At 71.6% G+C, this 23,308-nt stretch carries 15 protein-coding genes; 12 read left to right on the top strand and 3 right to left on the bottom strand.

The window, feature by feature from the left end:
* Positions 1-1,391: SUKH-4 family immunity protein (locus tag ACFVYE_RS10660; RefSeq protein ID WP_389605049.1), on the top strand; the 1,391-nt coding region annotated here is incomplete at its 5' end.
* Between the two features lie 182 nt (positions 1,392-1,573).
* Positions 1,574-2,467, top strand: coding sequence for a cellulose-binding protein (locus ACFVYE_RS10655; RefSeq protein WP_389605047.1), 894 nt, complete (start codon positions 1,574-1,576; stop codon positions 2,465-2,467).
* Between the two features lie 41 nt (positions 2,468-2,508).
* Here the strand turns inward: ACFVYE_RS10655 and ACFVYE_RS10650 are convergent, their stop codons facing one another.
* From ACFVYE_RS10650 to ACFVYE_RS10640, 3 genes are all read right to left on the bottom strand, one after another.
* Complete coding sequence (locus tag ACFVYE_RS10650) at positions 2,509-4,134, bottom strand: cation acetate symporter (RefSeq protein WP_389605045.1); 1,626 nt, start codon at positions 4,132-4,134, stop codon at positions 2,509-2,511.
* Positions 4,131-4,595 (bottom strand): DUF485 domain-containing protein, encoded by a 465-nt coding sequence (locus ACFVYE_RS10645; protein WP_383960635.1) that lies wholly within the window; start codon positions 4,593-4,595, stop codon positions 4,131-4,133. Before ACFVYE_RS10645 ends, ACFVYE_RS10650 begins: the two co-directional genes overlap by 4 nt.
* A 198-nt stretch (positions 4,596-4,793) precedes the next feature.
* The gene (locus tag ACFVYE_RS10640; RefSeq protein ID WP_389605129.1) at positions 4,794-6,353 is read right to left on the bottom strand and encodes an MFS transporter; all 1,560 of its coding nucleotides are present in this window, start codon (positions 6,351-6,353) and stop codon (positions 4,794-4,796) included.
* Positions 6,354-6,845: 492 nt separating this feature from the next.
* Between ACFVYE_RS10640 and ACFVYE_RS10635 the strand changes: the two genes are divergently transcribed.
* The 10 genes from ACFVYE_RS10635 (at position 6,846) to ACFVYE_RS10590 (ending at position 23,290) form a co-directional block, all read left to right on the top strand.
* Positions 6,846-7,634 carry an ABC transporter ATP-binding protein gene (locus ACFVYE_RS10635; RefSeq protein ID WP_383960632.1) on the top strand — a complete coding sequence of 263 codons (789 nt, stop codon included), beginning with the start codon at positions 6,846-6,848 and terminating at the stop codon, positions 7,632-7,634.
* Positions 7,631-10,216, top strand: coding sequence for an ABC transporter permease (locus ACFVYE_RS10630; protein ID WP_389605042.1), 2,586 nt, complete (start codon positions 7,631-7,633; stop codon positions 10,214-10,216). The genes ACFVYE_RS10635 and ACFVYE_RS10630 overlap by 4 nt, the downstream gene beginning before the upstream one ends.
* A gap of 250 nt (positions 10,217-10,466) precedes the next feature.
* Positions 10,467-10,727 (top strand): hypothetical protein, encoded by a 261-nt coding sequence (locus ACFVYE_RS10625; protein ID WP_383960626.1) that lies wholly within the window; start codon positions 10,467-10,469, stop codon positions 10,725-10,727.
* A 9-nt stretch (positions 10,728-10,736) separates the two neighbouring features.
* Positions 10,737-12,602 carry a BTAD domain-containing putative transcriptional regulator gene (locus ACFVYE_RS10620; RefSeq protein ID WP_389605040.1) on the top strand — a complete coding sequence of 622 codons (1,866 nt, stop codon included), beginning with the start codon at positions 10,737-10,739 and terminating at the stop codon, positions 12,600-12,602.
* Between the two features lie 4 nt (positions 12,603-12,606).
* Entirely contained in the window at positions 12,607-14,793 is a 2,187-nt protein-coding gene (locus ACFVYE_RS10615; protein ID WP_383960620.1) for a TOMM precursor leader peptide-binding protein, read from the top strand.
* Entirely contained in the window at positions 14,783-16,753 is a 1,971-nt protein-coding gene (locus ACFVYE_RS10610; protein ID WP_389605038.1) for a TOMM precursor leader peptide-binding protein, read from the top strand. Before ACFVYE_RS10615 ends, ACFVYE_RS10610 begins: the two co-directional genes overlap by 11 nt.
* 14 nt (positions 16,754-16,767) lie before the next feature.
* Positions 16,768-18,342 carry a nitroreductase family protein gene (locus ACFVYE_RS10605; protein ID WP_389605036.1) on the top strand — a complete coding sequence of 525 codons (1,575 nt, stop codon included), beginning with the start codon at positions 16,768-16,770 and terminating at the stop codon, positions 18,340-18,342.
* A gap of 48 nt (positions 18,343-18,390) precedes the next feature.
* Entirely contained in the window at positions 18,391-21,102 is a 2,712-nt protein-coding gene (locus ACFVYE_RS10600) for a lantibiotic dehydratase (protein WP_389605034.1), read from the top strand.
* Entirely contained in the window at positions 21,099-22,157 is a 1,059-nt protein-coding gene (locus tag ACFVYE_RS10595; protein WP_383960608.1) for a lantibiotic dehydratase C-terminal domain-containing protein, read from the top strand. Before ACFVYE_RS10600 ends, ACFVYE_RS10595 begins: the two co-directional genes overlap by 4 nt.
* Positions 22,154-23,290 (top strand): M50 family metallopeptidase, encoded by a 1,137-nt coding sequence (locus ACFVYE_RS10590; protein WP_383960605.1) that lies wholly within the window; start codon positions 22,154-22,156, stop codon positions 23,288-23,290. Before ACFVYE_RS10595 ends, ACFVYE_RS10590 begins: the two co-directional genes overlap by 4 nt.
* The last annotated feature ends 18 nt before the right edge of the window (positions 23,291-23,308 follow it).

Raw genomic sequence — 23,308 nt, 5'->3', positions numbered from 1 at the left:
CGCAGCCGCCCGGTCCTCCCGGGCCTCCGGCACCGCCCGCTCCTCCTGGTTCGACGCCTCCGCCCGGTGGCGGTGTGCACCATGCGGCGACGATGTTCGCGGACCCGAGCATGGGTGGTCCGGGTGTGCCGCAGCCTCCGGGGCCGCCCGGAGTCCCCGGGGCTCCGCAGCCGCCCGGTCCTCCCGGGCCTCCGGCACCGCCCGCTCCTCCTGGTTCGACGCCTCCGCCCGGTGGCGGTGTGCACCATGCGGCGACGATGCTCGCGGGCCCCGGCCAGGTCGGGCCGTCCGCGCCGCAGCCGCCCGGTCCTCCCGGTCCGCCGGGAATGCCGCAGGGCGGCGTCCCCGGCCCCGTACCGCCGAATCCGCACACCCCGCCGCCCCCGGCGTACGGATATCCGCAGGCGCCGACCGGTCAGCCGACCGTCGGCCCCGGCTATCAGGCCGTGCTGCGCTACCGCGCGCCCGACGGCAGCGAGCAGCAGCTGATCCGCCGCTCGGCGCCGGGCACCCCGCACCCCGAGTGGCAGATGCTGCACGAGCTGCGGGCCATGAACGTGCCGCCGCAGCAGGTCATCGAGCTGCATACCGAGCTGGAGTCGTGCGAGCTGCCCGGTGGCTACTGCGCGCGGATGATCCGTGAGACCTGGCCGCAGGTGCGGATCACCAGCGTCGCCCCGTACGGCACCGATCACGCCAGCCGCCAGCAGGGCATGCAGCATCTGCTCACCCATCAGGGGGAACTGCACCAGGTCGCGGACGGGCCGGCTCGTCCCGCGCCGGTTCGGGCTCCGCTGCCGCAGATGCCGCCCGCGCCGGCGGTGCCGTCGGAGGCCGTCGCCCAGGAGCTGCTGCAGACCTTCGGTCCGCAGGGCATCCTCCGCTTCGATCAGCGAGCGGTGTCCCGCCAGGGTGTGCCCGAGGCCGTGGCACGGACGCTGGTGTGGGCGGGGCTGCCCGCCGACTTCGGGCCGTTCTTCTGGGCGCAGCCGGGCCAGCCGGTTGTGCCGACGCTGGCCGAGCTGGCCGCACAGCGGCAGGTGCAGGCAGCCCCCGACGCGGGGTCGTACCTCGTCATGGGGTCCGACTTCGGGCGGGCGATCTGTGTCCAGTACGGCACCGCGAACATCGTGGCCGTGCCGGTCGAGGCAGGCCCTGGTGGGCAGTCGGTGGCGCCGCAGTTCGTGAACACCGGGCTGCCGGAGTTCCAGCGCTCGATGGCACTGCTCGGCCGGATGTGGCGGCTGCGGTTCGGGCTCAACCCGGAGCAGGCGGGCCGCTGGACCGTCGACTTCCAGGCCCAGCTGGTGGCGCTGGACGCGGCGGCGCTGGCGTCGTCGGAGAGCTGGTGGTCGGTGCTCCTAGAGCAGATGTGGGACGGGCTGATCTGACCCGGCAGGCTCTGCGGACGGCGCCCGGTTCCCCGAGAGGGGGCCGGGCGCCGTCCCATGTGCGGCCTGTGATGCCGGTCGCTTCCGTCCGGAAAGCAGCGAAACGATTCCGACTTCTGTGTCAATTGCCGCATCCTTAGACGTACTGCAGGTGGTCGGAGAGTCGGAAAGAGGCTTCAGGGATGAGTTCTGCACCGGTGTCCGCGCATGGCTTCGTCGGCGTACGAGGACGTGGCTACCGTCCGGAGCAGGTGGATCGCACCGTGGCCGGGCTGTCGGCCGAGCGGGACGAGGCGTGGGAGCAGGTGTCCCGGCTGACCGCGCTGGTGGAGGAGCTTTCGGCCGAGTCGGTCCGGCTGGGCGAGGCCGTCGCCAAGCTCGCTCCGCAGAACTATGAATCGCTCGGTGAGCGCGCCCGGCAGATCCTGGCGCTCGCCGAGAGCGAGGCCCGGGACGTGCGGGGCGCCGCCCAGGAGGAGGCGCAGGCGCTGCGGGACGCGGCGGACGAGGCGGGCCGCAGGCTCCGCGAGTCGGCGAGCGCGGACTGTGAGGCGATGCGGGCAGGGGCCGAGGAGTACGCCGACGGGACGCTGATCACGGCCGGGGGCACCGCCGAGCAGACCGTCGCCGAGGCCCGCAAGGAAGCCGCGGAGGTGCGGGAACAGGCGGAGTCCGCGATGGCCGAGACGCGTCGCCGTACCGCGAGCGTCCTTGCACACCAGGAGCAGGAGCACTCCGAGCGGTGGAAGGCGGCCGAGCGCGAGGTGGCGGAGGCCGGGGCCGCGCAGGCCGCGCACCACGACGAGCTGACCGAGCAGGCGGAGGTCCGACTGGCCGAGGCGCGACGGGCACTGGCTCGGACCGAGGAGGCCGCACGGCACGGCCAGGAGGACGCCGAGGCGCAGGGTGCGGAGCTGATCGCGGCGGCCAGGGTCCGTGAGGAGCGGGTGGTCCGGGAGACGGAGCGGATCCTGCGGGAGCACGAGGAGGGCCGCGAGGAGGTCCAGGCGCACATGGCGCACGTGCGGAACTCACTCGCGGCGCTCACCGGGCGGGTGGCCCCGGCGGAGGACTGAGCCCGGCCGCCGGGACCTTTGCCTTCGGATACGGGGGTTCCTCAGGGGCGGGCCGCCGATTTTTGCGGTGCGCCCGCCAGGATTCGCGGTTCCTCGGCCTCGTACCGTCGGCGTTCTTCGGCCGCCGTGCGCCGCCCGAGTACCGTTCCCAGCCATCCCGCCAGGAATCCGGCCGGGATGGAGACGAGCCCGGTCGTGGTGAACGGGAACCAGTTGAAGTCGTACTCGGGGAAGACCGAAGACGGTGAGCCCGAGACGAGATTGGTGCCGGTGATCAGCACCATGACGGTGACGGTGCCGACGATCAGGGTGCTGAGCAGCCCGGTACGGGTGAAGCGCCGCCAGAAGATGCTGTAGACGAGCGCCGGGGCCAGCGCCGACGCGCCGACACAGAACGAGAGCGTCGCCAGCGCCTGTACGTTCCAGTGCCTGGCCACGACGGCGAGGGTGGTGGCGAGCAGCCCGACGACGACTGCCGAGGCCTGTGCCGTACGCATTTCGGACAGGCCCGGCAGCGGCTTCCTGTCCGGGTCGCGCACCCCGTGCAGGCCGTGGGCGAAGAGATCGTGCGCGAGGGAGTTCGCGCAGGCCAGGATCATTCCGGCGACCGAGGCGAGCAGAGTCAGGAAGATCGCCGTCGTCATCGTGGTGACGACCAGCGCGCCCAGTCGGCCACCGCCCGCCACCACACCGCTGATCTGGAGGATCGAGCTGTTTCCGGAGGCCCCGGCGGCGGTGATGCGGTCGTGGCCGACGAGCGCCCCGGCGCCGAGACCGATGACGACGAGCAGCAGACAGAGCACGGCGACCACGGCGACCGCCCAGGACAGCGAGCGGCGGACGGCCTGCGTGGAGCGGGCGCTCGCCATGCGCATGGTGACGTGTGGCAGACAGGCGGCGCCGAGTACCACGGTCAGTTCGGAGCTCACCATGTCGAGTCCGCTGCCGTCGAACTGGAGCCCCGAGCGCAGATACGCGGCCCCCTCGCCGCTGCCTGCCCGGGCGGCCGAGAGCAGGGCGCCGGTGTCCCAGTCGAAGCGGTTCATGATCAGTACGGAGATGGTGAACGCGGCGACGAAGAGGACCACGGTCTTCACGATCTGGATCAGCGCGGTGCCCTTCATGCCGCCGATCGCCGAGTAGCTGATCATCAGGATGCCGAGCCCGATGATGGCGCCGGTGCGGAACCCGGAGCTGTCGAACCCCAGGATGAAGGAGAGCAGATCGCCGCTGCTCGCGAGCTGGACGACCATCATCGGAACGAGCGCGGCGATGGTGGCCGCGCAGGCGGTGATACGGACCGCGCGGCCGGGGGCGCGGCGTACGAGCAGGTCGCCCATGGTGAACCCGCCCGCGTTGCGCAGTGGTTCGGCCAGCAGGAACATCAGCAGGACGAGCGAGAGGGTGATGCTCAGGGCGAGGATCATCCCGTCGTAGCCGGTGAGGGCGATGATGCCGGTGGTGCCGAGAACCGTGGCCGCGGAGAGGTAGTCGCCCGCGAGTGCGAGGCCGCTGCGCAGGGGCGAGAGCGAGCGGGGGCCGGTGTAGAACTCGTCGAGGTCGTCGCGGTCCGGGCCGGTCATCACACAGAGCAGCAGGGCCACGGTGGCCACGGCGAGGAAGGCCACCAGGGACATCGACTGTGCGGAATCGTCGAATCCGTTCACCGGGCCGCTCCCGTTCTTCGGATCCGTGCGGCGAGCGGATCGACCGTGCTCCGGGCGGTCCGCTCGTACAGGACGATGGCGAGCAGAGTCACGGGGAGCTGACAGAGCCCCAGCGCCAGGCCGATGTTGAGACCGCCGAACAGGGGGCGGTCCATCAGGTCCTTGGCGAATCCGGAGAGCAGCAGGAAGACGACGAAGTAGCCGAATGCGGTCAGGGTCGTGATGCGCCGGAGCAGCCGGTACGCGGTGCGCAGCCGGCGCAGATCGCCGTGATGGCCCGGGACGGGCACGGGGGCGGTGGGAGCGCTCGGCCGTTCCGGGGGCGGTGAGGGTTCCGAACTCTGCCAGGGCAGCAGGTGTTCGGGGTCATGCGGAGGCGGGGGCTGATGCCGCCGGGACGGCTTCGGCAGCCGTCCGGGCCAGGAGGAGTACGGGGACGGGGGCGGGCTTCCGTACGACATCTGGGTGCTGCTCCTTGCATGGCTCGGGTCCTGGGCTGGACGGCAAGGCAGGAGTGCGGTTGTGCTGTCGGAAGCGCGAACATTACTCGCGGGTATGGCGGTTGGGGAGAGGTTGGCCTGAACTGCCCACGGTAATGGCTCAGTTGCATGAGGCCTTGCCGAATGGAGTCTCTCTGCCCCGTAGCGCGATGCGGACGTCTACGGCGCCGGGGCGTCGTTCCCGGACTCCTCGGTGAGGACCGGGAAGCGGCGCGGGGCCACGAAGACCAGCACCAGCAGGGCGAGCGCCGCGGCCCCGGCAGCACCCAGGTAGACATGGTCGACGGCGGCGTCGACGGCCCGCCGCAGATAGTCCGTCGCCGCGGCCGAGAGCCTGCCCGGGTCGTCCAGGGCGTGCGAGATCGCGTCCAGGTCGCCCGGCAGCCCGGGGACCGGGGCGGCGGCCAGCCGGGAGGCGAGGATCCCGTTGGCGACGGCCCCGAAGAGCGCGGCGCCGACGCTCTGGCCGACCTGGCGGCAGAAGAGTACGGAGGCGGTCGTCGTGCCGCGCTCGGCCCAGCCGACCGTCGACTGGACCCCGATGATCAGCGGCAGCTGGAACAGCCCGAGCGCCGCGCCCAGCAGCAGCATGATCAGGGCAGGCTGCCACGGCTCGCCGGGATACGGCAGCAGCGGGAAGGCGAGCAGTATCAGCAGGGCGCAGCTCATGCCGATGATCGCGGTGCGGCGGAAGCCGATGCGGTTGTAGACGCGGTTGGAGAAGGCCGCCGAAACCGGCCAGCTCAGGGTCATCACGGACAGCACGAAACCGGCGGCGATCGGTCCGAGACCCAGCACCGCCTGGGCGTACGTCGGCAGGAAGACCGTGGGGGCGACCATCAGCAGCCCCATCGCGCCCAGCGCCAGATTGACCGAGGCGATGGTCCGCCGCCGCCAGACCCAGCCGGGAATGATCGGCTCGGCGGCCCGCCGCTCGATGACGACCGTCAGCGCGCCGAGCACGACGCTGCCGGCCAGCAGCCCGAGGGACGGGGCGGAGAGCCAGGGCCAGGCGACCCCGCCCTGGACGAGCGCGGTCAGCAGCAGGGTGCCGGTGGCGAAGACGGCGAGGGCGCCCGCCCAGTCGATGCGGGGGCGGGGCGTGCCGGCCGCCCGGCGGGTGCGGGACGGCTCGTGGAGGTGGCGTACGACGAGCCAGAGCGCGAGGGCCCCGATCGGCAGGTTGATCAGGAAGATCCAGCGCCAGTCGGCGTACACCGCGAACAGTCCGCCGATCACCGGCCCCGCGACTGCCGACGTGGCCCATACGGTCGACAGTCTGGCCTGGATCTTCGGGCGTTCCTTGAGTGGATACAGGTCCGCGGCGATGGTCTGCACGGTGCCTTGCAGGGCGCCGCCGCCCAGGCCCTGGACGACCCGGAAGGCGATCAGCGCGGCCATGTTCCAGGCGGCGGCGCAGAGCACCGAGCCGAACAGGAAGAGGGCGATGCCGGCGATCAGGACCGGCTTGCGGCCGAAGGTGTCGGAGAGCTTCCCGTACACCGGCAGGGAGACCGTCACGGCCAGCAGATAGCCGGAGAACAGCCATGAGAAGACGGAGAAGCCGCCGAGGTCGCCGACGATCTGCGGAACGGCGGTCGAGACGATGGTGCCGTCGATGGCCGCCAGGGCCATCCCGAGCATCAGGGCGGCGACCACCGGGCCGCGTCCGCGCGGCGTCTCGGGAGAGGGGACCGCGCCGACCCCGGGCCCGGACATCGCTTCGGTATCGCCGCCCGCATTGCCGCCCGCGCCGCTCACCAAGATTCCTTCCCACTGCACGTATTTTCTCGGGACACTGTCTCACCCGTGGATCCCGGCGGGGAGGTGCCGCTGCCGGGGGATGTGTCCGAAGGCCTCTGCGGACCCCGGCGCGTGCACCCAAGGGTCCAGTCCCTGAGGCCGGTCTCCACCCGGGGGCCGAGACCCCTAGGGGACGCTCCTCAGTTTTGCCCGGGGGTGGTTCCTCCCGGCGGAGGACGTGACGGCGGGGGCCCGTTCCTTAGCGTGTTCCTACACCGCAAAAAGCGGCTGATTCCCACCGCGAGTGCGGCCGGCCGCAGGGGGCGGGGTGGGGAAAACCCCACCCGAAGACTGCGCTGTGCACCAGGGCGCCGGACCCCCTCGGAACAGCAGACTTCACAGGTACACCCGCGACATCCCGAACGCTGACCGGCGTAGCTGACCGACAACCGACTTAGGAGAAAAACCGTGACAACGGCTGTAACCATTCCCAGGCACGGGGGCACTGGAGGGCGTACGGCCGTCGCTGCGCGAGCGCGGCAGGTCGTCAAGGCGTACGGGGTGGGGGAGACCCGGGTCGTCGCGCTCGACCATGTCGATGTGGACATCGCCCGCGGGCAGTTCACGGCGATCATGGGCCCGTCCGGCTCCGGCAAGTCGACCCTGATGCACTGCCTGGCCGGCCTGGACACCGTGACCTCGGGTCAGATCCACCTCGACGAGACCGAGATCACCGGGCTCAAGGACAAGAAGCTCACCCAGCTCCGCCGGGACCGGATCGGTTTCATCTTCCAGGCGTTCAACCTGCTCCCGACGCTGAACGCCCTGGAGAACATCACGCTGCCGATGGACATCGCGGGCCGCAAGCCCGACGCGGCCTGGCTGCGGCAGGTCGTGGAGACGGTCGGTCTCGCCGAGCGGCTGAAGCACCGGCCCACCGAGCTCTCCGGTGGCCAGCAGCAGCGCGTCGCGGTGGCCAGGGCGCTCGCCGCCCGGCCGGAGATCATCTTCGGTGACGAGCCCACCGGAAACCTGGACTCGCGGGCCGGCGCCGAGGTGCTGAGCTTCCTGCGCAGATCGGTAGACGAGCTGGGCCAGACCATCGTCATGGTCACCCATGACCCGGTCGCCGCCTCCTACGCGGACCGGGTGCTGTACCTCGCCGACGGACGCATCGTCGACGAGATGCACAATCCGACGGCCGACCAGGTCCTCGACCGCATGAAGGACTTCGACTCGCGCGGGCGGACGTCATGACCGTCTGGAAGACATCGAGGCGCAACTTCTTCGCGCACAAGGGACGAATGGCGCTCTCCGCCGTCGCGGTCCTGCTGTCGGTGGCGTTCGTGTGCGGCACGCTCGTCTTCACCGACACCATGAACACCACGTTCGACAAGCTCTTCGCCGCGACATCGGCCGATGTCACCGTCAGCCCCAGGAGTCCCGAGGACAACGACCGGCTCCCGGGGAACGGCAAGCCCGTGACGCTCCCCGCCTCCGTCGTCGAGCAGGTCGGCAAGGCCACCGGAGTGAAGGACGCCGAGGGCGCGGTCAGCAGCATGTCCGTCACCGTCGTCGACAGCCACAACAAGAACATGGGCTCGACGACGGGCGCCCCGACGATCGCGGGCAACTGGACGAAGAACGACCTGCGTTCGATGGAGATCACCTCCGGCCACGCACCGCGCGGCCCGACCGAGGTGATGGTCGACGCCGACACCGCCGACAAGCACAGCCTGAAGATCGGTGACGAGCTGCGCACCATCGCCGCCACCGGCGACATCAACGCGAAGATCAGCGGCATCGCCACCTTCAAGGTCACCAACCCCGGTGCGGCGATCGTCTACTTCGACACCGCCACCGCGCAGACGAAGCTGCTCGGCAGGCCCGACGTCTTCAGCCTCATCTCCGTCACCGCCGAATCCGGCGTCACGGACACGCAGTTGAAGCGACACGTCGCCACTGCGCTCGGCGACACCTCCGCGTACAAGCTCCAGACGCAGAAGGAGGCCGCGGACGCCAACAAGGACTCGATGGGCTCATTCCTCGACGTCATGAAGTACGCGATGCTCGGTTTCGCCGGGATCGCCTTCCTCGTCGGCATCTTCCTGATCGTCAACACCTTCTCGATGCTGGTCGCCCAGCGCACCCGTGAGATCGGCCTGATGCGGGCCATCGGCTCCAGCCGCAAGCAGGTCAACCGGTCCGTGCTGATCGAGGCGCTGTTCCTCGGCATCGTCGGCTCCGTCCTCGGCGTCGGCGCCGGTGCAGGCCTCGCCGTGGGCCTGATGAAGCTCATGGGCGCCATGGGCATGGACCTGTCCACCAAGGACCTCACGGTCGCCTGGACGACCCCCGTGATCGGCCTCGCGCTCGGCATCGTCGTCACGGTCGTCGCCGCGTACATCCCGGCCCGCCGGGCCGGCAAGATCTCCCCGATGGCCGCACTGCGCGATGCCGGAACCCCGGCGGACGGCCGCGCGGGCCGGGTCCGGGCCGCGATCGGGCTGGTCCTCACCCTCGCCGGTGGCGCCGCGCTCCTCGCCGCGACCCGGGCCGACAAGTCGAGCGAAGGTTCGCTCTTCCTCGGTGCGGGCGTGGTCCTCACCCTGATCGGCTTCATCGTGATCGGCCCGCTGCTGGCCGGCTTCGTGGTCCGGGTGCTGAGCGCGGTCATGCTGCGGATGTTCGGCCCCGTCGGACGGCTCGCGGAGCGCAACGCCCTGCGCAACCCGCGCCGCACCGGAGCGACCGGCGCCGCCCTGATGATCGGCCTCGCCCTGGTGGCCTGCCTCTCCGTCGTCGGCTCCTCCATGGTCGCCTCGGCCACCGAGGAACTCGACAAGTCGGTCGGCGCGGACTTCATCGTCCAGGCGTCCGGCAATACACCCACACTGATCGTGGACCAGGCCGTGAAATCCCTGGAGTCCGTGCCGGACATCGAGCACCTCACCGCCTACAAGATCGTCGACGCCAAGCTGACCGCCCCCGACGGCACCACCGAGGACGAGGGCCTGGTCGCCGCCGACCCCACGTACAAGGACGACGTCCGCCGCGAGACCGTCTCCGGAAAGCTGGCCGACGCGTACGGCAAGGACTCGATGTCGGTCGGCGAGATGTACGCCACCAAGCACCACATCAAGGTCGGTGACCGGCTCACCGTCGCGTTCAAGGGCGGCGAGACGGCGAAGCTGAAGGTCGCAGCGATCACCTCGGACGACGTGAACATCGACAAGGGCGCGATGTACACCGACATCACGACCGCCGCGCGGTACGTCCCCGCCGACACCCTGCCGGACAACATGATCATGTTCGCGAAGGCTGCGGACGGCAAGGAGAAGGAGGCGTACGCCGCCCTCAAGGACGCCCTCGCCAAGTACCCGCAGTACGAGGTGAAGAACCAGGCCGACTTCAAGCAGCAGCTGAAGGACCAGATCGGCCAGCTGCTGAACATCGTCTACGGCCTGCTGGCGCTCGCGATCATCGTCGCGGTGCTCGGTGTGGTGAACACCCTCGCCCTGTCGGTGGTCGAGCGGACCCGCGAGATCGGCCTGATGCGCGCCATCGGCCTCTCCCGCCGCCAGCTGCGCCGGATGATCCGCCTGGAGTCGGTGGTCATCGCGGTCTTCGGCGCCCTGCTGGGCCTCGGCCTCGGCATGGGCTGGGGCACGGCGGCACAGAAGCTGCTGGCCCTGGAGGGCCTCGGCGTCCTGGAGATCCCGTGGCCGACGATCCTCACGGTCTTCGTCGCCTCGGCCTTCGTCGGCCTGTTCGCCGCCCTGGTCCCGGCGTTCCGGGCGGGCAGGATGAACGTCCTGAACGCGATCGCCACGGAATAGCGAGGGTGACGACCGACGTAGGATGACTGATCCGGCCCCGGGGTGTTCCTCCAAACACTCCGGGGCCGGATTCGTGCCCGTACGGCGCGGGGCGTTCCTCCGGACACCCCCATGACCGGAACCGATTGCACGAAGCTGCCGTGGTCCGTGCAGCAAGCTGACACGGCCGGGCGCGCGCCCGTGCCCTCCTCGCTGGCATCGTCGTCCTGCCGGGAATCCCCGGCAGGACGCAACAGCCGAAGGGGAAATCGTGTTCAGGTCTTCGCTTTCGACGCAGCCGGCCGGCGCCGCACGCACTGCCGCCGTCACCGGTCTCGCCCTCGTCTCGCTCGCGCTCTCTGCCGGTGCCGCCTCCGCCTCGGGGGCGGCCTCCTTCGGCCCCTCGGCCCCGCAGCGTCGTCCGGCCCACGCCGCTCAGACGCTCTGCGCGCGCCTGGAGGCGGTGGTGGACCGACTCCCCTTGCCCGCCGCACCCGTACAGGTGTGCAAGCTGGTCAACGGCTGGGACTAGAACGCCGTGATGCGGTTTCAGCTGCTAGGGCCGCTGACTCTCACGGACGGCCCCGAAGCCGTCGTGCTCCAGCCGTCGAAGCCGACGATCCTGCTGGCCGCACTGCTCCTGCACGCCAATGCCGTCGTGTCCGCCGACTACCTTCAACGGGCCGTGTGGGGAGAGGAACAGCCGGCCACCGCCAAGGCCGCGCTCCAGACCTGTGTACTGCGGCTGCGCCGGCTCTTCACCAAACACGGAGTGACGGAGACATCGATCGAGGCGGTACCCGGTGGCTACCGGATCACCGCCGAGCCGCACTCCCTGGACCTGCTCGGCTTCCGGGACCAGGTGCGCCGGGCCGTGGTCATGACGGACGATCCGGAGGCGGAGCTCTGCACGCTCAAGGACGCGCTGTCCCTCTGGCAGGGCTCGCTGCTGGCCAATGTGCGCTCGGACGTGCTGCACCGGGACGAGGTGCCGCGTCTCGCGGAGGAGCGGCTGCGCAGTGTGGAACGGGTCTGCGATCTGCTGCTGGGTCTGGGGCGCTACGGAGAGGCCCTCGTCGAACTGTGGACGGCTACGCGCGTATACCCGGGCCATGAGCGGCTTCACGAGCAACTGATCGAGGCGCTCTACCGGACGGGACGGCAGACCCAGGCCCTCGCGGAGTACCGAAGGGTCAAGGGGTTCCTGCTGGACGAGCTGGGTGTCGACCCCTCTCCCGCCCTCCAGCAGCTGGAGCTCGCGATTCTGCGTGGCGAGGATCTGGGGGCCGTGGCCGGCCGGATCCCTCAACTGCCCGGCGCCGTGCGGGTGGTCGAGGGGGAGGTGCTGGTCGTGGCGGGCGTCCCCGGCCCGGAGGAGCCCGCGGCTCCGGGGTCCCCGGAAGCGTCCGCTGTCACGGCCCTGCCAAAGGCCACCGCCGGGCCCGCGGCTCCGGCGGTACCCGCGGTACCGAACTTCACCGGGCGGGACGCCGAGACCGCCGCCATGGTGGCCCGCCTCACCGCCCCCGCCGCACCCGGCGAGGGCGACCGGCACCCGCTCACCGTCCTTGTGTCCGGGGCACCCGGTGTCGGCAAGTCGGCCCTCGCCCACCACGTCGCGCACCTGGTGCGGGACAGCTTCCCGGCCGGCCGGCTGCTCGTCCGGATGACCCGGCCGGACGGCGAACCCCGTGGCGCCGCCGACGCCGCGGCGGAGGTGTCGGCGGCCCTGCGCCCCGGACAGCCGGGGAGACGCACCCTGCTCGTACTCGACGACGTGGTGGACGCCGATCAGGTGCGCCCACTGCTGCCCGTCATCGCACAGGCGCAGGGGGCCGTGATCGTCACCAGCCGGATGGGGCTCGCCGGGCTCATTGCCACGCACGGAGGGTGGGTGCACCGGCTCTCCGCGTTCACCGGGGCGGAGTCGTACGCGCTGCTGCTGTCCGTGCTCGGCACCGAGCGGGTCGAGGCGGAACCGGACGCGGCACGTCGGCTCACGGCACTGTGCGGTCACTTCCCGCTCGCGCTGCGCATCCTGACGGCCCGGCTGCTGACCCGGCCCGGGCTGCGGCTCGGCGATGCCGTCGGCTGGCTGGGCGAGGACCCGCTCGCCCGGCTCACCCTCACCGACTCCCCGGGCCTCTCCGTGACGGCTCTCCTCGACGGTGCGCTGGACCGGCTCGACCCACGGCTGGCCGAAGCGTTCCTGCGGGTCGCGGCGGCGCCCGGGTCCACCTTCACGGCCGAGGACGTCCCGGGCGTCACCGAAGCGGTACTGGAACGGCTGGCCGACGCCGGACTGCTGGAGGACGGCCCGCCCGGCCCGTACCGCATCCATGAACTGCTCCGCGCCTACGTACGAAGAACCGACCAGGAACGCATCCGCCGCACAGAGAAGGTGTGACCTCATGGCCGAGAGTGCCGAAACCGCAGTGACCGGGACGTTCGAGGCGCTCGCCGCGACCCGGCCGCGCATTCGCCGGGACGTGCTGTTCACCGAGACCCCTGGCGGGGTGCTCTTCCACAACGCCGACGGCGGGTTCCATCTGGCCGGCCGCACCGCCTACCGCTTCGCCTCCCTCGTGGTCCCGCATCTGGCCGGCCACCACCGGCTCGCCGACGTGTGCGCGGGCTTCGGTCCGGGGCAGCGGGCGATGGCGGCAGAGTTGGTCAAGACGCTGTACGAGCGGGGGTTCGCCCGCGATGTGCCCGAGGCCGGCACCGGGGCCCGTCCGGTGCCGGACGAGGTGGCGGAACGGTTCGCGGCACAGATCGCCTACATCGACCACTACGTCGACGGTGCACCGGAGCGCTTCGCCCGCTTCCGCGCCACCCGCGTCGCCGTCCTCGGTGACGACGAGATCGCCCGGTGGTGCGCGCTGAGCCTGCTGCGCAACGGGTGCGCGCGGATCGGCACGACCGTGGAGTTCGGCGAGGTCACGGCCGAGGCGGGCAGGGAGACCGCACAGGCGGACCGCATCGGCGCGGGCACGGAGGCCGGCTGGGAGGCACTCGACGGCTACGACATCGTCGTGGTGACCGGGGCCGGGGCCGGAGCACGTACCCATCGGCTGCTCGCCGCCGGAGTGCCCGAGGGCCGGACCCTGATCCCCGCCTGGCTGTTCGGCGAGCGTCTGGTCGTGGGCCCGCTCTCCACCGCGGCCTCCACCGGCTGCTGGTCCTGCGCCCTGCTGCGGCTGGGCGGCAACGTGGCCGCCGGTGAAGCCGCCGAGCTCTGGGGCGAGGCGGCGGGCGCCACACCTGTGTCCCGGGATGAGCTGTCCGGCCCGGTCGCCGCGATGGTGGGCAACCTCCTCGGCTACGAGATCTTCCGCCTCACCACCGGTGCGCTGCCCGCCGAGACGGACGGCCAGGTCCTCGTCCAGGACCTGGCCTCGCTGGATGTGATGTCCGAGCCGGTCCAGCCGCACCCCCGCTGCGGTCGCTGCGCCGCCTTGAACGCGGGTGAGCCGGCGGCCGCGCTGCCGGACGGCCTGGCACTGCCGGTCACCCCGACCGTGGAGACCGCCCGTGACGCGGAGGCCATGGTCGAGGACCTGAACCGGATCAGCACGGCGCTGGTGCGCCCGCACACCGGGATCTTCAGCCGTTACGACGACGAGAGGCTGACCCAGACCCCGCTGAAGATCAGCCGGGTCGAGGTGGCGCTCGGCGCCGGGGCGCGGCGCCGGATCGCCGCCTTCGACGTACACCATCTGGCGGGCGCGCGGATGCGGGCGCTGTACGCGGCGGCGACGGCGTACGTGGAGCACGTGGCGCCCCTCGACACGGCCTTCGAGGTGGCGGCGGACCGGATACTGGGCCCGGACGCGCTGACCACCGGCGGCGGGAGCGGCGCCCTGCCGGGTGCCTGGACCGTCGCGACCTCGCTGATCGGCAAGGAACCGGTCCGGGTGCCGGCCGCGGCCGTGCGGACCTTCGGGGCGCACAACCGGGACCGGCTCCATCTCGCGACGGTCGCGGGTTCGGGCGCGGGTGCGGATGCGCAGGAGGCGGCGGGCGTCGGTCTGATGTCGGCGCTGGCGCACGACGCACTGCTGCGGGCGGTCCGGGGTACGGCGGTGGTGAGTCCGGTCGCCGCCGGCGGCGACGACCCGGAGCTGGTGTTCCTGCTGAAGTCCGCGGCCAATCTGGATCTTGCCGTGGAGTTGCTGGATCTGGGGGAGGGGGAGCGCACCTCGGCCCAGGTGGTGCTGGCCCGGGAGTCCGACGACGGGGGACGGGAGGGCCGTTGGGCGGTCGGTGCGGGTCTGTCGCGCCGGGCGGCGGCCTGCGCCGCGTTGCGGGATCTGCTCGGGCAGGTGCAGCTGGCCGCGGAGGACCCGAGCGCGGAGGTCGACCCGGGCGACCCGCTGGTCCGTGATCTCGCCGCCGGGAGCATCGCGGTGACCGGCGGCCCGGTCACCGCGGACGGGCCCACGGCCACGTTCGCCGCGGTGCTCGACCGGCTTCGGCTCGCCGGACGCGACGTCCTGTATGTGCCCACCACCCCGGCCGATCTCGCCACCGGCGGCATCAGTACCGCCCGGGTGCTGCTCACGGTGGACGGCGGGGGCGGCCCCGATGCCCGTTGAGACCCCGCTCCGTGAACACCGTCGGCCGGCGGAGTCCGCGCGCACGCTCGCGGAACTTCTCCATGACGCACTGACTCACCACGGCACCCCGCCCCCGCTGGACGTGGCGCCGCTCGGCATACGCGACGCCTTCGTGGACGGCGGGGCCGATGCGGGCGCCGCAGCCGGGGCATCCGCCGTGCCCGCCGTGCCCGTCCGGTTCTACGGCCGGCACGTCGTCGTCGGCCCCTTCGCGCCGCCCGGACACGCCGGCCCGCGGCTCTGCGCCCACTGCCTCGAACGGCGCTGGCAGGCGGTCCGTTCCGTCGCCCTGCGGGAGGCGCTGGAGCTCGGTTCGGGCACCAGGACGGCCGGGGAATACCCGTACCTCACACCGTTCTCCGCACACGCGCTCGCGGGGGTCGTCGCCGCCCGGCTCGGCGGCAGCGGACCGGAGTCCGGCGCCTTCCCCGCAGTACACCTGGTGGACCTGCGGACCCTGACGGTCCGCCACTATCCGCTCGTCCCCGACCCCGAGTGCCCGCGCTGCGCAGTGGTGGAGCCGGACACCGCCGAGGCAGCCGCACTCACCCTGCGCCCGGCGCCCAAACGCGGGCCCGGCAGCTTCCGGGTCCGGGACATCGACGAGTACGAGCTGCCCGTCGAGCCCTACGCCAACCCGGTGTGCGGATCGCTCGGCCCGTCCGTCGTCCAGGACATCTCCTCCACCTCCACCTCCGCCACCATCGGCTGCTTCTCCATGCGCTCGGGGGAGTATCTGCGCGAGACCTTCTGGGGCGGTCACGCCGACACCTTCGCCGAGAGCATGCGGATCGGTGTGCTCGAAGGTCTTGAGCGGTACGCGGGCATGCGCTCCCGGGCCAGGAAGGCGCAGACACGGGACTCCCTGAACGCCCTGCGCGCCCGCGGCGAGCACGCGCTCGACCCGCGGGTGTGCGGGCTGTACTCGGACGGCTTCCACCGGGCCAACCCCCGCGTCACCCCGTTCTCCCCGGACCGTGCGATCCCCTGGGTCCAGGGCTGGTCCCTGCGCGAGGGGCGCACGGTCCTGGTGCCCGAAGTCCTCACGTACTACCACGCACCCGGTCTGGAGAACCGCTTCGTCCAGGAGAGCTCCAACGGCTGCGCCTCGGGGGGCTGTCTGGAGGAGGCCGTCTACCACGGGCTGATGGAACTCGTCGAGCGCGACGCGTTCCTGCTCTCCTGGTACGGGCAGGCCTCGCTGCCCGAGATCGATCCGCGCACCAGCCGTCGCCCGGCCACCCGTCAGATGGTCGACCGGCTGGAGATGTACGGCTACGAGGCCCGCTTCTTCGACACCCGGATCTCCTTCCCGATCCCGGTCGTCACGGGGGTCGCCGTGCGGATGGACGGCGGCCCCGGCCTGATGTGCTTCGGCGCGGGTGCCGGACTGGACCCGGAGGCGGCCCTGGCCGGTGCGCTGTGCGAGATCGCCACCGACGCGGTGAACCTCCGCCGTCGCACCGAGCGCGACCTGGAGCGGCTGTCCGCCATGGCGGACGACTTCCACCGGGTCGAGGCGCTGCACGACCACCCCCTGGCCTACGGCATCCCGCAGATGGGCCGCCACGCGCACTTCCTGATCGGCGGACCGGGAGCGCCGCGCCCGCCCCTGCGCTCCTTCGACCAGCTGTATGCGGACGGCTCGGTGCTTCCCGTCTCCGACGATCTGCGGGACGACCTGAACCGATGCGTGGACGCCGTCACCGCTGCCGGATTCGACGTGATCGTCGTCGACCAGACCATGCCGGAACAGCGCGAGCTGGGCCTGACCACGGTCGGCGTCATAGTGCCCGGGCTGCTGCCGATCGACTTCGGCTGGACCCGGCAGCGCGCGCTCGGCATGGACCGGCTGCGCACCGCCCTGCGGGAGGCCGGACTGCGCGAGAGCGATCTCACCGACGCCGACCTCAACCCCGCCCCGCACCCCTTCCCGTGACCGAGGAGCCCGCCATGGGGTACGCCCATGAATACGCCGCCGCGATCCTCCAGCGCGGCCGGGTCCCGATGGACCCCGCCGATTTCGTACCGAACTGGTCGGACGGCCCGCGCAAGGCAAAGTTCTATCCCGGCGTCGACAGCCTGCCACTGCCCGCCTGCGACTACCCCGACCACGCGGCACTCGACCGGGGTCTCGCCCAGGAGACCGATGAGGAAGCGGAGTTCGACCTCACGCTGCTCTCCGGGATGCTCCGCGACTCCTACGGGCTGACCGGCCGCCGTCTGGGCGTCCAGACCAACACCGACCTCGGCGCCCTGCCGTACTACCCGCTCGCCAACTGGTCCCGGGGTTCCGCGTCCGGCGGCGGGCTCTACCCGGTCAGCCTCTACTGGGTGTCCGGCCCGAGCGGTCCCGTACCACCGGGGGTGCACTACTACTCCACACGGCACCACACGATGCAGCGGCTGCTGACCGGCGATGTGTCGGGCGAGGTGCGGGCGGCGCTCGGGGACGGGGCGCCGGGCCCGGACACCGATCAGTATCTGGTTCTCGGGATCAAGTACTGGCAGAACGCCTTCAAGTACAACAACTTCTCCTTCCACGCCGTGTCCATGGACCTCGGGGCGTGTGTACAGACCTGGCGGATGTGGGCCGGCGCCCGGGGGCTGTCCGTTCAGCCCGCGCTCTGGTTCGACGAGGAGCGGCTCGGACGGCTGCTCGGTGTGGACACGGCGGCGGAGGGCATCTTCGCCGTCGTACCGCTGAAGTGGGCGGGGGCCGTCTCCCGCACACCGTCCGCCTCCCCGGTCTCCGTGCGCCACCGGGACCGTGAGCGTTCGCGTACGGTCCTCACCTTCGACGCGCTCCGGCGGATGCAGGCCGCCACCGCAGCCCGTGCCGGCGACCGTCCCGCCCCGGCGGCTCTCGCCCCGGCCGCCGCGCACCCCGCCGATCCGGCCCGCCCGGAGGTGGCACTGCCGCCCGGTCCGCCGCTCGACACGGACGTACGCACCGCACTGCGCGCCCGCCGCAGCAGTTTCGGCCGCTTCGACGCACAGCACCCGATCGGCGCGCAGCAGCTGGCGGCCTGTCTGGCGGCTTCCGTGGCCGGTTCGCGGATCGGTGGGGACACCGGAGGACAGCGGCTGGCGAAGCTCTACGTGTTCGTCAGCCATGTCGAGGGGATCGCGCCCGGTGCGTACGAGTACGACCCCGACGCGCACAGTCTGCGGCTGGTGAAGGCGGGCAGACCGGGCGAGTTCCTGCAGAAGAACTACTTCCTGTCGAACTACAACCTGGAGCAGGCCGGCGCGGTCCTGGTGCCCACCGTCCGTACCGAAGCCGTCCTCGACGCCGTCGGGGACCGTGGATACCGCCTGGTCAACGCCACCGTCGGGGCGATTGCCCAGACCGCCTACACCGCCGCGTCCGCTGTGGGCATCGGCTGCGGGGTGGCGCTCGGCTTCGACAACATCTCGTACATCGAGGAACTCTCTCTCGCGGGGACGGGCGAAGCGCCGCTGCTGATCATGATGATCGGCAACGAGCGGCCGGCCCCGGCCGACTTCCGGTACGAGATCGCCTGAGCGCCGCCACCTTCGACGACGACCGGAACGAGAAGGGGAGACCCTGCCATGACGCCGGACCACCCATCCACCGCCACCCGCTCCCGCTTCATGTTGCGGGTCGCCGGCCTGCCGGTCGAGAGCGTGCAGGCGCTGCGCTGCCCGCAGAGCCGCCGCTGGGCCGACGAAGTCCTTTACGCCACCGAACGGTTGCGCGCCGACGGCGAGCGGCTCGGCGACCTGATCCACGGCCTGATCGGCGGCAGCGAGGACGAGGCGCTGCGCCGCACGCTGCTGGGCCTGCGCCGTGACGTCTTCAACAACCGGCTGCCGAGGCCCGATGCCGCCGGCCGTTCGTCGGCCCTCGTACAGGGCCTCGACGCGGCGGCCGGCGCGGCGCTGGCGGCCTGGCTGACCGGCCGGCGCCGACTGGAGGAGCACCGGGCGGTGGGCCGCGCCCTGCTCGCCGACGAGACCGGCCGCGCCCGCGACGTACTGCGCCGGCTGGCAGGGGAGGAGCGGCTGCGCAAGGGGCTGCTGCTGGCGTCCCCGGCGCTGGACGCACAGCTCGACGCGTATGCGAGGAGCAGCGCCGCCACGCCCCCGGACAAGAAGCAGCGCAAGATCGAGCGCTCGCTGCTCTCGTACCTCTACCGCACGGCGTGCAAGACCAGCCCGTTCTCCACGTTCACCGGGGTCGCCCCCGGGACCTTCGGCGAGCCCGCCGATGACCAGGGGCTCCGAGTCCGGGTCGACGACGAATGGGCCGGGCGGCTGCGGCTCAATGTCGTCGCCGTCGGCAGACTCGCGCAGGCCGTGATCGCGGACCCGGTCCGCCGCGCCGATCTGCCGGTCGCCCCGGCCTCCGGCTGGGGCCGCGACGACGACCGGGTCCGCTATGTGCGCCGCTGGGTCACCCAGGGCGACGAGGACACCGCCGTCACCTTCGACGCGGTGAAGGACCGGCTGTTCTTCCTCCGCCGCAGCGGCACCCTGGAACGCCTCCTCGGTCTGTTCGAGGAGCGCGGCACCCTTCGCTACGGGGAGCTGGCCGGCTGGCTCGCCGAGGACCAGGGAGCGGACGAGGAGGAGTGCGCCCACTACCTCCAGGCGCTCCTCGACCTCGGCATGGTGCAGGTCCCCTGCCTGCGGACCGAGGTCCACGACATCGATCCGCTGCGCGCGTTCCAGACCTCGCTGCGCGGACTCGGCCGCCCCTGGGCGGACCGGCTCGCCGGCCGTCTGGACGCCCCCGCCTCCTGTGTCGAACGGTTCGCGGACGCGAGTCCGGCCGAACGGCGGGCCCTGATGGATGAGTTGCGCACCGCGCTGCGCACCCTCCAGGAGGAGGAGCTCGGCATGGACCGGGCGAGAATTCCGCAGACCCTGCTGTACGAGGACGTGGCGGCCGGGCAGTGCGCCCAACTGTCCGCCCCGGCCTGGGAGAGGCTGGCGGCCGGGCCGCTCGGCGCGGTGGAACGCATCCTGCCCGCCTTCGACCTGACCCTGCCGCAGCGCGTCACGTTCAAGGGGTTCTTCCTCGCCCGGTACGGACAGGGCGGACGCTGCGACGATCTGCTGAAGCTGGTCCACGACTTCCACGAGGACTTCTTCGACCAGTACATGTCGTTCACCGCGAAGCACACCACGTTCGACGCGGACGGAAATTACGTACCCGAGGAGAACTGGCTGTCCCTGCCGCAGCTCAAGGCCCTCGACACGGCCCGGCAGACCTTCGTGGAACGGATGCGCGCCCTGTGGTCGGCCTGGGAGAAGACGGGCACGGGCAGTGGCGAGATCCACGTCGACGACGACATCCTCGACGAGGTCGCCTCCGAACTGTCCCCGCTGACAACGGAGTTCAGTCCGCTCGCACACCATGTGCAGATCGTGGACCGGCCCGCCGATCCGCTGGTCGTCCTCAACCGTTCCTACGGCGGTGTCTCCTTCCCGTTCAGCAGGTTCACACACCTCTTCGACGGCCTCGACGAACAGCTGCTCGCCGCCACCGCCGGCCTCGTACCCGAGGGCGCCGTCCTCGCCGAGGTCACCGGGGGGCCCGTCACCAGCAACCTCAATCTGCACGGCCGGCTCACCGAGTACGAGATCGTCTGCCCCGGCGAGCGCGGCACCCTGCCCGCCCCCAACCGCATCCACCTGGACGACCTCCACCTCGCCCACGACCGGACCACGGACCGGCTCGTCCTGCGCTCCACCCGGCTGGGCAAGGAGGTGGTTCCCGTCTACCTCGGCTACCTCGTCCCCCTGGCCCTGCCCGAGCTGCCCCGGACCCTGTTGCTGCTCTCGCCGACCTCCATGTCCCCGATCAATGTGTGGGGCGGCGTGCCCGAGGGCGTACCGGAGGGCGGAGTCACCACGAGGCCGCGGGTCCGGCACGGAAGTGTGGTGCTCAGCAGGCGCAGCTGGAGCGCGCCCGCCGCCGTGCTGCCACTGCGCCGGCCGGGGGCCGGGGACGACACGTGGTTCCTGGACTGGCACGCGTTCCGCCGCGCCCATGGTCTGCCGGACCGGGTCTTCGCCACCGTCGCCGACAGCGGCGCGCGCGGGGCGACCGGTGCCAAGCCGAGCTACGTCGACTTCGACAGCCCGCTCTCCCTGTCCGCGTTCGAGGCACTGATCAGGACCGCCGAGGCCCGGGTCGTGTTCCGGGAAATGCTGCCCGACGAGGACGGGCTGCACACCGTCTCCGGCCGGGGCCGGCATGTCGCCGAACTCGCGGTGGAGACGGCCACCCCCGCCCGAAGGAGAGACCACTCATGAGCTCAGCCCCATCCACCCCGGCCGCCACGGGGATCCGCCCGGAGGGAGCGTGGCAGGCCACCCACATCTTCTACGCCGCCAACCCCCGGCCCATGCTGACCCATTGCATCCGCCCGCTGGTGGCGGAACTGGAGGCGGACGGTCTGCTCGCGGGCTATTTCTTCATCAACTACTGGCTGGAGGGTCCGCATGTGCGGCTGCGGATCAGGCCGACGGCCCCGGACGCCGAAGCCGAGGTCCGGCGCCGTACGGAGGCGGCCGTCGACGCGTTCCTGGCCGAACGGCCCGCGCTGTACGAGGTGGACTCCGGGTTCCTCAACGACTTCTACAACACTCTGTTCGACATCGAGTTCCCCGGAGCCGAACGCGGCCACTACATGGACGACCAGGGCCGGATGAACCTCCGCCCCAACAACTCGCGCAGCGAGGAGCGTTACGAACCGGAGTACGGCAAATACGGCGGCCCGGCCGGGATCGAGCTCGCCGAATGGCATTTCAGGCACTCCAGCGACCTGGTCATCGACGCCTTCCGGACGAAGAACCTCCATCTGCGGACCGTGCTGCTCGGCACCTCCGCACAGCTGATGATGGTGATGGCAGCGGCTTTCCTGCCGGACCGGCAGGAACTCGCCGACTACCTCGACAGCTATTACGAGTTCTGGCACCGGGCCTTCCCCGGCACCGGCTTCATCGGCAGCGACGAGTACGACCGCAACTACGCCTCGATGGCCCCCGGACTGGCTGCCCGCTTCGCCCATGTCCGGGCCGCCGTGGCGGGCGAGGAGGGCGCGGCACGACTGCCCGGATTCCTCGCCGGCTGGGCCGAGCACTGCGTCGAACTGCGCAACAGCGTCGTCGCGCTGACCCTCAAGGGCGATCTGACGTTCCGCTCCTGGGACGGCGAACGCGACGAGCAGGTCACCGACCCGGCGGCCTCGCTGCCGCTGCTCCTCTCCCCGTACATGCATATGACCAACAACCGGCTGCATGTGACGATCAGGGACGAGGCATACCTCTCGCACGTGCTCGGCCGGGCCCTGCGGGAGCCGGGATGAGCGCCGCTGCGCAGGGGGCCGCCGAAGCCCTCGCCGAATACCGGCCGGCACTGCGGCCCCGGGTCCTGCTCAGCGACGCGCTGCTGCACGGCGCCGCGACGGTGCACCTGATCAAGGACACCGACAGCGGCAGCTCCTTCAGGGTCGGCCCCAAGGAGCACTTCCTCATCGCCAGGATGGACGGGGAGCGCAGCCTGCGGGAGATCGGCGAGGAGTACGCCGAGGAGTACGGGCGCAGGCTGGACGGCGCCCGCTGGCAGCAGATCCTGCGGATGCTCGGCACGCGCGGCCTGCTGGCCGGGGCCGACGGCCGTGCTCCCGCCGCACCCGCCGCCGGGCCCGCCCGGCCCGCCGAGTCCGGGCGCGGGGTGCTGCGCGGCAGCATCCGGCTGGTCGCCGACGCCGACGCCACCACCGCCCGGCTGCACCGGGCGGTCGGCTTCCTGCTGGCTCCGGGGTGGCTGGTGCCCCTGCTGGTCCTGGTGCTCGCGATGGAGGTGGTGGTCGCCCTGCGTGCGGATGAACTTCTCGTCAGCACAAGGGAGTTGTTCACGAACCCGGTTCTGCTGACGGGTGCTGCCACGCTGCTCTGGTTCAGTACCGCCCTGCATGAACTCGCCCACGGGGTCGTCGCCCGGCACTACGGCGGCACGGTGGCCGAAATCGGTCTGCGCTGGCGGCTGCCCGTGGTCATCATGTACTGCACGGTGGGCAACTACCTCTATCTGGGCTCCCGTTGGCAACGCATCCAAACTGCGCTGGCGGGAGCGGTGATGAATCTGCTGTTCCTGCTTCCGTTCTGCGCTCTCTGGCTGTTCGCCCCGCTCGACGCGGCCACGCACGGAGCGCTGGGCGCCCTGCTGCTCCTCGGCAGTGCACAGGCGCTCGCCATGCTGGTCCCGTTTCCGCCGCTCGACGGCTACCGGATCGTGAGCCAGCTGTGCGGGGCCACCGAACTGGCCGCGTCGGCCGGTACGTACCTGCGCCTGGCCGCCCGCCGCGACCCGGCGGCGGCCGACTACCCACGCCGAGCCCGGACCGCGTACCTCGCCTACGGACTGGGCTCGGTGTTCGTGCTCGTGCTGATCCTCGCCGCCGTCGTGGCGGGTGCCCACCATCTGCTGACCGTGTGACCACCGACCCCATGCCGA

Source organism: Streptomyces sp. NPDC058239 (assembly GCF_042882185.1).
Lineage (GTDB): Bacteria > Actinomycetota > Actinomycetes > Streptomycetales > Streptomycetaceae > Streptomyces.
Note: the sequence above shows the minus strand (reverse complement) of the source record. Positions and strands in the feature narration are given on the sequence as shown.